General features: G+C 70.4%; 12 protein-coding genes. 10 read left to right on the top strand and 2 right to left on the bottom strand.

All coding sequences use genetic code 11. The features are described from left to right. Nucleotides 1–356: 356 nt before the first annotated feature. From KXC43_RS38025 to KXC43_RS38015, 3 genes are read left to right on the top strand one after another with little or no spacing between them, the layout of a single operon-like run. Nucleotides 357–1,007, top strand: coding sequence for a GOLPH3/VPS74 family protein (locus tag KXC43_RS38025; protein WP_221381070.1), 651 nt, complete (start codon nt 357–359; stop codon nt 1,005–1,007). Between the two features lie 51 nt (nt 1,008–1,058). Then, complete coding sequence (locus KXC43_RS38020; protein ID WP_221381069.1) at nt 1,059–2,582, top strand: APC family permease; 1,524 nt, start codon at nt 1,059–1,061, stop codon at nt 2,580–2,582. Continuing rightward, entirely contained in the window at nt 2,579–3,181 is a 603-nt protein-coding gene (locus KXC43_RS38015) for a GNAT family N-acetyltransferase (RefSeq protein WP_221381068.1), read from the top strand. Before KXC43_RS38020 ends, KXC43_RS38015 begins: the two co-directional genes overlap by 4 nt. Nucleotides 3,182–3,230: 49 nt before the next feature. Here KXC43_RS38015 and KXC43_RS52445 read toward each other — a convergent pair whose 3' ends face one another. After that, on the bottom strand, nt 3,231–5,012 hold the full coding sequence (locus KXC43_RS52445) for a serine/threonine-protein kinase (RefSeq protein WP_308129441.1): 1,782 nt from the start codon (nt 5,010–5,012) through the stop codon (nt 3,231–3,233). Between the two features lie 175 nt (nt 5,013–5,187). Beyond that, complete coding sequence (locus KXC43_RS38000; protein WP_221381067.1) at nt 5,188–5,943, bottom strand: GntR family transcriptional regulator; 756 nt, start codon at nt 5,941–5,943, stop codon at nt 5,188–5,190. Nucleotides 5,944–6,173: 230 nt separating this feature from the next. On the opposite strand from KXC43_RS38000, the gene iolC reads away from it, so the two are divergent. The 7 genes from iolC to KXC43_RS37965 are packed head-to-tail and all read left to right on the top strand — an operon-like array spanning nt 6,174 to nt 14,138. Continuing rightward, on the top strand, nt 6,174–7,100 hold the full coding sequence (gene iolC / locus KXC43_RS37995; protein ID WP_255645526.1) for a 5-dehydro-2-deoxygluconokinase: 927 nt from the start codon (nt 6,174–6,176) through the stop codon (nt 7,098–7,100). Next, complete coding sequence (locus tag KXC43_RS37990) at nt 7,093–7,950, top strand: Cgl0159 family (beta/alpha)8-fold protein (protein WP_221381065.1); 858 nt, start codon at nt 7,093–7,095, stop codon at nt 7,948–7,950. The genes iolC and KXC43_RS37990 overlap by 8 nt, the downstream gene beginning before the upstream one ends. Next, nucleotides 7,947–8,837 (top strand): 5-deoxy-glucuronate isomerase, encoded by an 891-nt coding sequence (gene iolB / locus KXC43_RS37985; protein WP_308129440.1) that lies wholly within the window; start codon nt 7,947–7,949, stop codon nt 8,835–8,837. The genes KXC43_RS37990 and iolB overlap by 4 nt, the downstream gene beginning before the upstream one ends. Continuing rightward, nucleotides 8,834–10,687: a 3D-(3,5/4)-trihydroxycyclohexane-1,2-dione acylhydrolase (decyclizing) gene (iolD, locus tag KXC43_RS37980; protein ID WP_221381064.1), complete on the top strand. Its 1,854-nt coding sequence runs from the start codon at nt 8,834–8,836 to the stop codon at nt 10,685–10,687. The genes iolB and iolD overlap by 4 nt, the downstream gene beginning before the upstream one ends. Before the next feature lie 8 nt (nt 10,688–10,695). Then, complete coding sequence (locus KXC43_RS37975) at nt 10,696–12,192, top strand: CoA-acylating methylmalonate-semialdehyde dehydrogenase (RefSeq protein WP_221381063.1); 1,497 nt, start codon at nt 10,696–10,698, stop codon at nt 12,190–12,192. Nucleotides 12,193–12,204: 12 nt separating this feature from the next. Further along, nucleotides 12,205–13,149 carry a TIM barrel protein gene (locus KXC43_RS37970; protein ID WP_221381062.1) on the top strand — a complete coding sequence of 315 codons (945 nt, stop codon included), beginning with the start codon at nt 12,205–12,207 and terminating at the stop codon, nt 13,147–13,149. Then, a complete protein-coding gene (locus tag KXC43_RS37965; RefSeq protein WP_221381061.1) occupies nt 13,146–14,138 on the top strand; it encodes a sugar ABC transporter substrate-binding protein in 993 nt (330 codons plus the stop codon). Before KXC43_RS37970 ends, KXC43_RS37965 begins: the two co-directional genes overlap by 4 nt. The last annotated feature ends 1 nt before the right edge of the window (nt 14,139 follow it).

Here is a 14,139-nt window from a genome sequence, read left to right as displayed (position 1 = left end):
GTAGGCACTCTGTGTCATAGCCGCTGAGGGTCATCGGCAGCCCTCAATCGAGGTACGCCAAATGCATAGATAGACGTGCATTAAAACGTTAACACTGCTTTACGAGCCTTTCGAAATCTTCCTGAAACTCCTGGTCAGAGCGATGCTGCAGGATGCATCGATGATGTCGCCACATCGGACTAAAACTTTGTCTGATGAGGACATTGCGCTCAGTTGACCACGCTGGCATGCTACCCGATGTCGTTCTGGGGGACGCGCACCGTAACGTTGGCTAGATGCAGCGAGCATCACTTTCGGTAATCGCCGGGCGGGGAGAGCCGAGGTAACCCCATACCGAAGTGGAGAGGAGAGGTGCCGTGACCGCATCGGCACAGCTACCCCTCGCCGATGACCTGTTTCTCACCGCCCATGACTCCGTCAAGGGCAAGTGCCTGCTCTCCCCGGCGACGCTGGGGCTGGGCATGGCGTCCGCCCTCATCGGCGAACTGGTGCTCTGGCGCCGCGTCGACGTCGTGGACGGCAAGATCCAGATCATCGACGACCGACCTACCGGCGACCCCGCCGCCACCGCAGTCCTCGACCAGCTGCTGCGCGAGGGGCATCATCGCGCCGTCCGCGACTGGATCTCGTTCCTGGCCACCGGCGTGGCGACCGACCTGGTCGAACGCCGTCTGGCCCGCTCCGCCCTGGTGCAGCGGCAGGAGAAGCGCGGCCTGTTCGGATCCAAGGTCTCGTTCGTGCCGTCCGACTCGATGATCGCCGGGTGGCCCGCCACCCGGATCCGCACGTTCGTCGGCCGCGGTGAGCTGCTCGACATCCCCGACCTGGTCCTGGCCGGTCTGATTCTCGCCACCGGCCTCGACCAGCACGTCTTTCTCACCCTCGACGCCCGCGGCCGAGGCCAGCTCTTCGACCAGCTCAAGCGCCGGCTCCCGGCCATGCTGCTCGAGCTGATCAGCCAGGCCGAGGCCGCGGTGGGCGACGCCGTGATGGCCCGGCGCGCCTGAGCACCCTCACCACCCCTAACCCCCTTCTCAACCCCCTATCTGGAGATCGGTGTGTCTTCGACCGCAACAAAACCCCCGCAGAGTCAGCTGTCGACAGCGCTCGCCAAGGACCGGCTCGGCGTCGCCGCGGTGGTCTTCTTCGTCATGTCCGCCGCCGCCCCGCTCACCGTGGTGGCCGGTGTCGTGCCCACCGGCATCGCCGTCACGGGCCTGACCAGCATCTCGATCGCGTTCGTGGCGGTGGCCGTCGTCCTCGCGATCTTCGCCGTCGGGTACGTGGCCATGGCCCGGCACATCGCCAACGCGGGCGCCTTCTACGCGTACATCTCGCGGGGAATCGGCCGCCCGCTGGGCGTCGGCGCGTCGTGGGTGGCGCTGCTGGCCTACAACATGTTCCAGATCGCGGCCTACGGCGGCTTCGGCGCCATCGCGTCGCCGCTGTTCGACAAGTGGTTCGGGCTGGACATCCAGTGGTGGGTCCTGGCCCTGGTGGTCTGGGCGCTGACCGCGATCCTGGGCGTACGTGACGTGGCCGTCAACGGCAAGGTGCTGGCCACCCTGCTGGTGGCCGAGATCGTCGTCGTCGTCGCGTTCAGCTTCGCCGACCTGTTCTCACCGAGCTTCACGCCGTCGTCCGCCCCGATCGACGCGGGCAGCCTGGTCGGCGCCGGCTCGGGCGCCCTGCTGGCCATGGCGATCACCGGCTTCGTCGGCTTCGAACAGTCCGTGGTGTTCAGCGAGGAGTCCCGCGACCCGCGCCGCACGGTGCCGCGGGCCACCTACATCGCCATCGCCCTCATCGCCGTGCTCTACGGCTTCGCGGCCTGGTCGATGATCTCGGCGGCCGGGGACGACGTCGTCGGCCGGGCCGGCGCCGAGGGTCCCGACCTGTTCTTCAACGTCGCCTCCGACCAGCTCGGCGGACGGGCGGTCGACCTCGGCTACGCGCTGTTCCTGACCTCGCTGATCGCCGCGATGATCTCGTTCCACAACATCATCGCCCGGTACATGTTCTCGCTGGGCCGCGAAGGTGTGCTGCCCCGCGCGTTCGGCCGCACCGTGCCCGGCACCGGCGCGCCCAAGAACGGCTCGCTCGTGCAGAGCGCCCTGGGCCTGCTCGTCATCGTCGTCTACGCCGTCGCCGGCTGGGACCCGCTGGTCAACCTGTTCTTCTGGGGCGGCAGCGGTGGCGGCATCGGGGTTCTGCTGCTGATCACCCTGACCTCGTTCGCGGTCATCGGCTACTTCGTGCGGAACCCCGAGGGCGAGGACTTCTGGCACCGCCTCGGCGCTCCCGTGCTCGGCTCCATCCTGCTGGTGATCATGTCGTACCTGGCGCTGAGCAACATCGCCACGCTGTTCGGCGTCGAACCCGGCAGCAAGCCGACCTGGGTCGTGCCGCTCGCCTTCGCCGTCCTGCTGCTCGCCGGCATCGCCTGGGCCCTCATCCTGCGCGGCAGCCGCCCGCAGGTCTACGCCGGCATCGGCCTGGGCGCCCGCAGCTCCACCGCCGCCGGCACCGGTGGCTTCACCGCCGCGCTCTCCTCCACCGACGACCAGAAGGGCCACCAGTGACCTTCCCTCCGATCCGCCCCGCCCGTGACGAGGAGATCCCTGCCGTCGGGCACCTGATCAGCCACTCGTTCTTCCACCTGGACGCGAACGCCTACCTCGTTCCGCCGGTCGAGGACCGCCTGAAGGTGATGGCCGACTTCTTCACGCTGCTCACCGAGCACGCCCAGAAGTACGGCCGGGTCGACGTCGTCGACCTGCCCGACGGCAGCGGCCTGGCCGCGACCGGTGTGTGGTTCGACTACACGAAGGAATCGCCGGACCCCGAGGCGTACGACGAGAGGCTGCGTGCCCTGGCGGGCGGCTACATCGACCGGTTCATCGCGCTCGACCAGCTCTTCGAGAAGCACCACCCGCACGAGGCGCACTGGCACCTGGCGTTCCTGGCCGTCCACCCCGACCACCAGCACCACGGTCTCGGCGGCGAGCTGATGCGCACGGTGCACAGCGAGCTCGAGGCGGCCGGGGTGCCGGCGTACCTGGAAGCGACGAACGAGAACAACGTGCGCCTCTACCGTCGTAGCGGTTACGCCGACATGGACCCGTTCGAGATGCTGCTTCCCGACGGCACGCCCTTCTTCCGGATGTGGCGCGCCGTCTAGCTCCCGGGCGCGGGAGCAGGGGGCGCGGCCACCGTCCGGTCGCGCCCCCTCACCACTGGAACACGGGTCCGCGGGCCTTGCCGCCCGGGATCAGCGGTCGTTGCGTGTACTCCCACGTCTGCACCAGCACCAGCTCACGCCCGCGCGGCGGCCGGAAGTCGACCGGGCCGCAGCTGTGCTTGAGCGCGAAGTCCGTGAACATCAGACCCTTGCAGGTGTACGGGCCGGCGACCACATCGTCCCCGGCGGCGTCCCGCAGCGTCAGCGAGATGTCGAGCTGAAGCCCCGGCATGGCCTCCATCTGGCCGACAACCCGGACAGCCCCGCCCACCGCATGGCACGGGCGCGCCAGCACGGGATGGCCGAGATCCCATTCGTACTGGTCGCCGCAGCGCCACGGCCCGAACTTGGCCTCGACCCGGCCACTGCCCGGCCCGACCGACGCACCCACACCGACCGGCCCGGCGGAGACACCGGCGCCGGCCGTCGGCCCGGCCGGACGGCCCACGCCCGCACCCACGCCCACGCCCTCACCCGTTCCCGGGTCGACCGGCCCACCCGGCAAGCCAGGCGGTCCGGCCGCAGGAAGCGAGAGTCCTCCCGGCACACTCGGCGGCGCGGCCGTCAGCGCCGGCGCCGAGACGCCGGACCGGGGACCGACGCCGGCTGTGCTCCCACCGCTCGGCAACGCCGACGTCTGCGGCGCGGCGGCGGCCGGGGAGTCGCCCGAGTCGAGCAGCTGCCACGCGTTGAAGCCACCCACCCCGGAGAGCGCCACGGTGCCGGCGAGCAGGGCCGCCATCGCCCACGGGCGCCGCCACATCCACGACCTCGGCCCGTTGCGCGGGCGCTTGCGGGACGAGACCGGGCGTACGGACGGATGGGGCACCGCCCGGAGGCCGAACTGCGCGGTGCCGCCGGTGACCACGGTGGCGTCACCGGGGGCGGGCAGGGCCGGAACCCCGGCGGTCGCGCGGGCCAGCTCCCGCAGCTCGGCGCCCAGCTCGGCGGTGGTGGGGCGCTGCTCCGGGTCCTTGGCCAGACACCAGGCGATCAGGTCCCAGACGGGCTCCGGCACGCCGTCCGGGCGTTGCGGGGTCTCGTCGAGGTGACCCCGCAGGACGGCGAGCGGCTCCCCGGCGTACGGGGGAGCGCCGGTCAGCAGTTCGAAGAGGACGATGCCGGCCGAATACACGTCGGACGCGGGCACGGCCTCGCCCTGGATCGCCTCCGGGGCCATGTAGTGCGGAGTGCCGACGATGGCTTGCGGGGTGGTGAGGCCGGCCGTGTCGAGCACGCGGGCGATGCCGAAGTCGGTGAGGCGCACCTCGAGGCGGCCGTCGTTCTGCTGCAGCAGGATGTTGTCGGGCTTGACATCCCGGTGGACGACGCCGAGCTCGTGCGCCTGGGCCAGCGCGGCGGCCACCTGAGCCAGCAGGTCGGCGGCGTCGGCCGGCGCGAGGGTGCCCTCGGCGCGCAGATGGGTGCGCAGGCTGCCACCGGCGACGTAGTCCATGACCAGCGCGAGCGAGCCGCCGGCGCTGAACAGGTCCCGCACGCCGACGATGTTCTCGTGCCGCATCATCATCAGGATCGTCCGCTCCTGCACGAAGCGGATGACCAGCTTCGGCTGGCGCAGCAGCCCTTCGTGCAACAGCTTGATCGCCACGTCGGCGCCGGTGCTCCGATCGATGCCGCGCCACACCGTGCCGGTGGCGCCGTGCCCGACCGGGCAGACCAGGACGTACGAGTTGCCGACGCAACGCCCACTGAGGTCGGCGGTGGCGGCCTCGCCGGGCGGGCTGCCGGTCATGGAGGGGAAAGACTGCACGTGAAGTCGAAACCTTCCTATGGGGACTGTTTGACCCGAATCGCGCCGCCGATGGTCCCGATCGATTCCTCCACAAGCAACACCGGGCCGCCCGTTCTCTCACAGGAGGCGACTCCACCCGTCCGCCCGTCACCACGTCCCGGCGTGGCTCGTTCACCCCTCAATGACCTCGGCGTCAGCCCGCGCTCAGGTTGAGTTCGAAGCTGTAGCGGCTGGCCCGGTAGACGTGGCTTCCGTACTCGAGGGCGCGGCCGCCGGCGTCCCAGGCGGTGCGGGTCATCGTCAGCAGGGAGGCGCCGCGCTTCTCGTCCAAAGTCCGGGCCTCGGCGGGGGTGGCTGAGCGGGCGCCGATCACCTGGGTGGCTATGCGAGGGGTCAGGCCGTTGCGGCGCAGCAGCTCGTAGAGGCCGTGGGCGGCCAGGTCGTCGCGGGTGAGCGGCAGGACGTCGAGCGGGATGGCGTTGTGCATCAGGGCCAGGGGCTCGCCGCCGGCGTAGCGCAGGCGTTCGATCCAGGTGACGTCGGTGCCGGGGGCGATCTCGAGCGCGTTGGCGATCGTGTCGGGGGCGGGCAGCACCTCGAGGCGCAGCACCTCGGTGCGGGGCGCCCGGTCGCCGGCCACCAGGTCGTCGTAGAGGCTGGAGAGCTCGACCGGGCGGCGGACCTTGGGGTGGACCACCTGGGTGCCGACGCCGCGCTTGCGGATCAGCATGCCCCGCTCGACCAGGTACTGGATGGCGCGGCGGGTGGTCGGGCGCGAGACGCCGAGACGTTCGGCCAGGTCGACCTCGTTCTCGATGCGGGCGCCGACGCCGATCTCACCCTTCTCGATCAACTCTTGCAGCCGCGTCGCGACCTGGAAGTACAGAGGTACGGGACTGGTCCTGTCCACCTCGAGCGGACGGACGCGACCCTGCAGTTCGGACGCCACCGCGAATCCTCGCTCCTGGAGTTTGTCATGACAAAGTATTGACGTACGCGGCTCCAAGTTATTACATCGAAGGCAGCAAACCTAGAGTCGCCCAGTGACTACCGGCGGCTATCACCCTCTTTTCACTGCGCCGTAACGAGCACGGCATCGGGTGCGCGGCAGCGTGCCCCCATCGCGCCAACGAGACACGGTCCGGAGGCTGACGCATGCCCGCCGACGAGGTATTGACAATGGGACGCATAGGCGTCGACCTGTACCCGCAACAGATCGGCGCCTCGTTGCGGGAGGTTCGCACCTTTGCCAAGTTCCTCGGCGGCAGCGCCACCAACGTCGCCGTGGCCGCGGCGCGCTACGGCCGGCGGTCCGCGGTGATCACGAGGACCGGGGACGACCCGTTCGGCGAGTTCCTGCACGACGCGCTGCGCGGCTTCGGGGTCGACGACCGCTACGTCACTGCGGTCGACAGCCTGCCGACGCCGGTGACGTTCTGCGAGATCTTCCCGCCGGACGACTTCCCGCTCTACTTCTACCGGTTCCCCAAGGCGCCCGACCTCGAGATCCACCCGTCGGAACTGGACTACGACGCGATCCACGACGCCGGCATCTTCTGGGTCACCGGCACCGGCCTGTCGCAGGAGCCGTCGCGCACGGCCACCCTGAACGCGCTCCGGCATCGCAAGAAGTCCGGCATCACCGTCTTCGATCTCGATTACCGCCCGATGTTCTGGCAGTCCCGCGAGGAGGCCCGCTACTGGTACGCCCACGCGCTGCCGTACGCGACGGTCGCCGTGGGCAACCTGGACGAGGCGAACACGGCGGTCGATCAGCGCCGTCCGAAAGAGGCAGCCGCGGCGCTGCACGACGCCGGCATCGAGTTGGCGGTGATCAAGCAGGGCCCGGCCGGCGTCCTGGCCTCCGACATCACCACCCAGGTGGAGGTCCCGCCGGTTCCCGTCGAGGTCGTCAACGGACTGGGAGCGGGGGACGCCTTCGGCGGAGCCCTCTGCCACGGCCTGCTCGCCGGCTGGGAGCTCGAGACGACGATGCGCTTCGCCAACGCCGCCGGAGCCATCGTCGCCTCGCGACTGTCGTGCGCCGACGCCATGCCGACCGAGACCGAAGTCCGCGACCTGCTAGGGGAGGCCAAGCATGCCTGACCTCGACGACCTCCTCGACATCCGCACCCGCCGCCCGGCCGCCATCGCCGCCGCCGCGTCGGCCCGGCGCCCGCCGACGAGCCTGTTCGGGCCGCACGGCAAGCTGATGATCATCGCTGCCGACCACCCGGCCCGCGGCGCCCTGCGCGCCGGCGACGATCCCCTGGCCATGGCGAACCGGGTCGATCTGCTCGACCGCATCCGCACGGCGCTGGCCCGTCCGGGCGTCAACGGCGTCCTCGGCACCCCCGACATCCTGGAAGACCTGCTGCTGCTGGGCGCCCTGGACGAGAAGGTCGTGATCGGCTCGATGAACCGGGGCGGGCTGGCCGGCACGTCGTTCGAGATCGACGACAGGTTCACCGCGTACGACGCCGAGAGCATCGCCACGGCCGGTTTCGAGGGCGGCAAGATGTTGCTGCGCATCGACCCGGACGACGCCGGCACCGTGGCCACGCTCCAGTCGTGCGGCGCGGCGGTCAGCGAACTGGCCGCCCGGCGGCGGATGGCGATGGTCGAGCCGTTCATCTCGCACCGCGTCGACGGCCGGGTCCGCAACGAGCTGACGGCCGAGGCGATGATCCGCGCGATGACGGTCGCGGCCGGGCTGGGCACGACCTCGGCCTACACGTGGCTCAAGGTGCCGGTCGTCCGCGAGATGGACAAGGTCATGGCGTCGACGACGCTGCCGGCGCTCATCCTCGGCGGGGAGGGCGAGGCCGCGTACGCGGAATGGCGCAAGGCTCTTGACCTGCCGACCGTGCAGGGGCTGGTGATCGGCCGTTCCCTGCTCTATCCGGCGAGCGGCTCCGTGACCGACGCGGTCGACCGGGCGGTGAGCCTGCTGTGAGCACCCGAGTCAACCCGGTCATGCCGCACGGCAGCACCGCCGAGAGGCCGTTCGACGTGGTGGTGACGCCCGAGAACGCCGGCTGGAGCTACAGCGGGCTGCGCATCCTCGACCTGGCGGTGGGCTCGCGCGCGAAGTTCATGACCGGCGACGACGAGATGCTGGTGCTGCCGCTCTCCGGCGGCTGCGACGTGACCTGCGACGACGAGCGGATGACGCTCACCGGACGGCGCTCGGTCTTCACCCGGGTGACCGACTTCGCCTATCTGCCGCGCGACTCCACCGTCACCGTGCGGGCGCCCAACGGCGGGCGGTTCGCGCTGCCCGCCGCGCGCGCGACCCGGCGGTTGCCGTTCCGCTACGGCGCGGCCGAGGACGTCGCGGTCGAGCTGCGCGGGGCCGGGCAGGCCAGCCGGCAGGTCAACAACTTCTGCACGCCGGAGCGGTTCGAGGCCGACCGGCTGATCGCCTGCGAGGTGCTGACGCCGGGCGGCAACTGGTCGTCCTACCCGCCGCACAAGCACGACGAGCAGGGCGAGGGCGAGTCCGCACTGGAGGAGATCTACTACTTCGAGGTCGCCGCCGCGCCGTCGGGCACCGCGGGCAGCGCCTACCAACGGGTGTACGGGCACGCCGACCGCCCGATCGAGGTGTGCGCCGAGGTGCGTACGGGCGATGTCGTGCTCATCCCGTACGGCTGGCACGGTCCGTCGATGGCCGCGCCCGGCTACGACCTCTACTACCTCAACGTGATGGCCGGTCCCGGCGAGCGCGAATGGCTCGTACGGGATGACCCGGCGCACGGCTGGGTGCGGGGCTCCTGGAACGGCGTGCCCGTGGACCCGCGACTGCCGCTGACTTCCCGCAACGAGAGGACGCGTTCGTGAGACTCACCGTCGGTCAGGCCGTGGTGCGGTTCCTGGCCAACCAGTGGACCGAGCGGGACGGCGTCGAGCGCCGGGCGGTCGCGGGCTGCCTGGGCATCTTCGGGCACGGCAACGTGGCCGGCCTCGGTCAGGCCCTGTTGCAGGCCCAGCGCACCGGCGAGGCCGACCTGCCGTACCGGCTGGCCCGCAACGAGCAGGCGATGGTGCACACCGCGGCCGGTTTCGCGCGGATGAGCAACCGCCTGTCGACCTACGCGTGCACGGCCTCGATCGGGCCCGGCTCGACGAACATGCTGACCGGCGCCGCACTGGCGACGGTCAACCGGCTACCCGTGCTGCTGCTGCCGTCCGACATCTTCGCCACCCGCGCCGCCTCGCCCGTGCTGCAGGAGCTGGAGGATCCGGGCGGCTACGACGTGTCGGTCAACGACGCGTTCCGTCCGCTGTCCCGCTTCTTCGACCGCGTGTGGCGTCCCGAGCAGCTGCCGTCGGCCCTGCTGGGCGCGATGCGGGTGCTGACCGACCCGGCCGAGACCGGTGCGGTCACCGTCTGCCTGCCGCAGGATCTTCAGGCCGAGGCGTACGACTTCCCGGACGCCCTGTTCGACAAGCGCGTCTGGCACGTGGCGCGCCCGTTGGCCGAGCCGGCCTTCGTCGCGCGCGCGGCGGCCGTGCTCAGGAACGCCCGCCGACCGTTGCTCATCGCGGGCGGCGGCGCCGTCTACTCCGAGGCCGCGGGCGAGCTCGACCAGTTCGCCCGCGAGACCGGCATCCCGGTGGCCGACACCCAGGCCGGCAAGGGCGCCCTGAGCTGGGACCACCCGAACTCGGTGGGCGGCGTCGGCTCGACCGGCACCCCGGTGGCCAACCGCCTGGCCCGCGACGCCGACGTGATCATCGGCGTCGGCACGCGCTACAGCGACTTCACCACTGCTTCGCGTACGGCGTTCCAGAACCCGGACGTCGCGTTCGTCAACATCAACGTGGCCGCGTTCGACGCCGCCAAGGAGTCGGCGTACCCGATCGTGGCCGACGCCCGGTCCGGCCTGTCGGCGCTGCTCGCGGCGCTCGACGGCCGGCGCTTCGAGACGGACTTCGAGGCTGATGTCGTGACGTGGCAGGCCACCGTCGACCACGCGTACCACCTGGGACATGGACCCCTGCCCGCCCAGACCGAGGTGATCGGGGCCGTGAACGAGGCGTGCGGAGCGCGCGACGTCGTCGTGCAGGCGGCCGGAAGCCTGCCGGGCGACCTGCAGATGCTGTGGCGGGCGCGGGACCCGAAGCAGTATCACGTTGAGTACGGCTTCTCGTGCATGGGCTTCGAGATCGCCGGCGCGCTCGGCATCAAGCTGGCCGACCCGAGCCGCGAGGTCTTCGCGATGGTCGGCGACGGCTCGTACCTGATGATGGCGCAGGAGATCGTCACCGCCGTGGCCGAGGGCATCAAGCTCGTCGTCGTCCTGATCCAGAACCACGGGTTCGCCTCGATCGGCGCGCTCTCGGAGTCGCTGGGCTCGCAGCGTTTCGGCACCAGCTACCGCTACCGCAGCGCCAACGGTGACTACGACGGCGCCCACCTGCCCGTCGACCTGGCCGCCAACGCCGAGAGCCTCGGCGCGAACGTCATCCGCTGCCGGACGATCGCCGACCTGGCCGACGGCCTGAAACGCGCGCGGGAGGCCGACCGCCTCACCGTCGTGCACATCGAGACCGACCCCCTGGCCCCGGTGCCGTCCTCCGAATCGTGGTGGGACGTGCCGGTGCCGCAGGTCTCCGCTCTGTCCTCGACTCAGGAGGCGCACACGGTGTACGAGGCCGCCAAGCGTCTCCAACGCCCCTATCTGTAAGGACTGTCATGGCAACCATCGAGCACTGGATCGGCGGCGAGTTCACCGCCGGCTCCGGCAACCGGACCGGTCCCGTCTTCAACCCGGCCACCGGCCGGCAGCAGCACGACGTCGTGCTCGCCGGCTCGGCCGACGTGGACGCCGCCGTGGCCGCGGCCCGTGCGGCGTTCGAGAGCTGGGGCCAGGCCTCGCTGAGCAAGCGCACGAAGGTCATGTTCAATTTCCGCGAGCTGGTCAACGCCCGGGTCACGGAGATCGCCGAGATCATCTCGGACGAGCACGGCAAGGTGCTCTCCGACGCGGCGGGAGAGGTGCAACGTGGCCTCGAAGTGATCGAGTTCGCCTGCGGCATCCCGCAACTGCTCAAGGGCGAGTACAGCGACCAGGCGTCGACCGGCGTGGACGTGTTCAGCTTCCGCGAGCCGCTCGGGGTGTGCGTGGGCATCACGCCGTTCAACTTCCCGGCCATGGTGCCGATGTGGATGTACCCGGTGGCCATCGCCTGCGGCAACACGTTCGTGCTCAAGCCGAGCGAGCGCGACCCGTCGGCGTCGAACTACGTGGCCGGGCTGCTCCAGGAGGCCGGACTGCCGGACGGCGTGTTCAACGTCGTGCACGGCGACAAGACCGCCGTCGACGCGTTGTTGCACCACCCGGACGTGGCCGCGGTGTCCTTCGTGGGCTCCACGCCGATCGCCCGCTACATCCACGAGCAGGGCAACGCGCACGGCAAACGGGTGCAGGCCCTGGGCGGCGCCAAGAACCACGCGATCGTCCTGCCCGACGCCGACCTCGAGTTCGCGGCGGGTCACCTGACCGCGGCGGCGTTCGGGTCGGCGGGGGAGCGGTGCATGGCGATCTCGGCCGCGGTGACCGTCGGGGGCGCCGGCGACGCGCTGGTCGACCTGGTCAACCGCAAGGCGGGCGAGGTGGTGGTCGGCAGCGGCCGGGACGCGGCCAGCGAGATGGGACCGGTCGTCACGGCGGCGGCCAAGCAGCGCATCGAGGGCCTGATCGACAGCGGCGAACGGGAGGGGGCGAAGGTCACCGTCGACGGCCGCGGGCTGACCGTGCCCGGGTTCGAGGACGGCTTCTTCGTCGGGCCGACCGTCATCGACCAGGTGGAACCGTCGATGGAGGTCTACCGGGAGGAGATCTTCGGTCCGGTGCTCTCGGTCGTGCGGACCGACACCGTGGACGCGGCCATCGAGCTGATCAACAGCAACCCGTACGGGAACGGGACCGCGATCTTCACCAGCAGCGGCGAGGCGGCGCGGCGGTTCCAGCGGGGCGTCAAGGTCGGGATGATCGGCATCAACGTGCCCGTCCCGGTGCCGATGGCCTACTACTCCTTCGGCGGCTGGAAGGACTCGCTGTTCGGCGACAAGCACGTGCACGGGCCCGAGGGCGTCTCGTTCTACACCCGCGCCAAGGTCGTCACCTCCCGATGGCCGCACATCTCCCACGCGTACGACGCGTCCCTGCAATTCCCCACGGCGAGCTAGGAGCCCCTGTTCATGGAGATTCGTCACCTGCAACTGGGCAGCTGCCCCGACTCGTGGGGCGTCTGGTTCGCCGACGACCCCAAGCAGACGCCTTGGAACCGTTTCCTCGACGAGATGGTCGCCTCCGGCTACTCCTGGCTCGAGCTCGGGCCGTACGGCTATCTGCCCACCGACCCGGCCCAGCTGAACGACGAGCTGGCCGCCCGCGGCCTGTCCGTGGCCGGAGGCACGGTGGCCGGCGCGGGCGGGCCGCACAAGGACTTCGGCACGGTGCTCGCCGAGACGCGGAAGGTCGCCGAGCTGACGGCCGCGGTCGGCGGGAAGAACGTCGTGTTCGTGCCCGTGCCGGGCTACCGCGACGACGTGACCAACGCCTACCTGGAGCCGGCCGAGCTCGAACCGGACGCGTGGCGCGCGCTCGTCGGCAACAGCAACACGCTCGGCCGCGTGCTCCTCGAGGAGTACGGCGTCCACATGCGCTTCCACCCGCACGCGGACTACCAGGTCGAGACGCAGACGCAGACCGAGCGCTTCCTGCAGGACACCGATCCCCGGTACGTCTCGCTCTGCCTCGACACCGGCCACCTGGCCTACCGCAAGGCCGACGTGCCGGGCATCATCCGGGCCTACCCCGACCGCATCGGCTACGTGCACATCAAGCAGATGGACCCCGTGATCGCCGAGCGCGCGGTCAAGGAGGACCTGGCGTTCGGCCGGGCCGTGGCTCAGGGCGCGAGCGTCGAACCCCCGGCCGGCGAGCCCGACATCCCCGCCGTCCTCGGCGCGCTGAGCGAACTCGACGCGGAGCTGTTCGTCGTCGTCGAGCAGGACATGTACCCGGTCGACTTCGACGTGCCGCTGCCGATCGCGCAGCGCACCCGCACCTACCTGAACTCCGTCGGCCTCCACTCCCGGGCCGCCGCCGATCCCCGTCCAGCCACAGGAGAGAAGATATGACCGTTCGGACACGCACCTTCCGGATACTCGCCGCCTCGGCGGCGGTGCTGGTCGCCGCCACGGCATGCAGCGGTGGCGGCCGCGCGAAAGAGGAAGATACCGACGCCGGCGGCGGCAACGCGGCCGGAAGCTCGGGCTACACGATCGCCTTCATCACGCACGAGACGCCCGGCGACACGTTCTGGGACAAGGTCAAGAACGGCGCGAACCAGGCCGCGAAGGACACGGGCGTCACCCTCAAGTACTCGAACGACCCCGAGGCGCCCAAGCAGGCCGTGCTGATCCAGAACGCGGTCGACTCCAAGGTGAACGGCATCGCCACCACGCTGGTCACCCCGGACGCGCTGGCCGGCTCGGTCAAGGCGGCGACCGACGCGGGCATCCCCGTGGTCGGCTTCAACTCCGGCCTCGACCAGTACCAGAAGCTGGGCGCGCTGATGTACTTCGGCTCGGACGAGACCCTCGCCGGCACGACCGCCGGTCAGCGGCTTGCCCAGCAGGGCGCCAAGCACCCGCTCTGCGTGATCCAGCAGACCGGTTCGGTGGCGCTCGAGGCGCGGTGCGCGGGCGTGAAGTCGGCCGTCGCCGGCACCGAGAACATCCAGGTCAACGGGGCCGACGACGCCGCCGTGACCTCGACCCTGCAGGCCAAGCTGGCGCAGGACAAGTCGATCGACGCCATCGTCACGCTCGGCGCCCCGCAGGCGCTCGACGCGATCAAGGCCAAGGAGCAGGCCGGCAGCGAGGCCAAGCTGGTCACCTTCGACCTCAACGAGCAGGCCGCGACGGAGATCAAGAACGGCAACATCCTGTTCTCGATCGACCAGCAGCCGTACGTCCAGGGCTACATGGCCGTCACCTCGCTCTACCTGAACCTGAAGAACGGCAACGACATCGGCGGTGGCAAGGCCGTGCTGACCGGCCCCTCCTTCGTCGACAGCGAGAACATCGACAAGATCATTCCGTTCACCAAGAACAACACACGCTGAC

The organism is Paractinoplanes polyasparticus (assembly GCF_019710575.1).
Taxonomy (GTDB): Bacteria; Actinomycetota; Actinomycetes; order Mycobacteriales; family Micromonosporaceae; genus Actinoplanes; species Actinoplanes polyasparticus.
The sequence above is the reverse complement of the archived record's forward strand: the minus strand, read 5'-3'. Positions and strand labels throughout refer to the sequence as shown.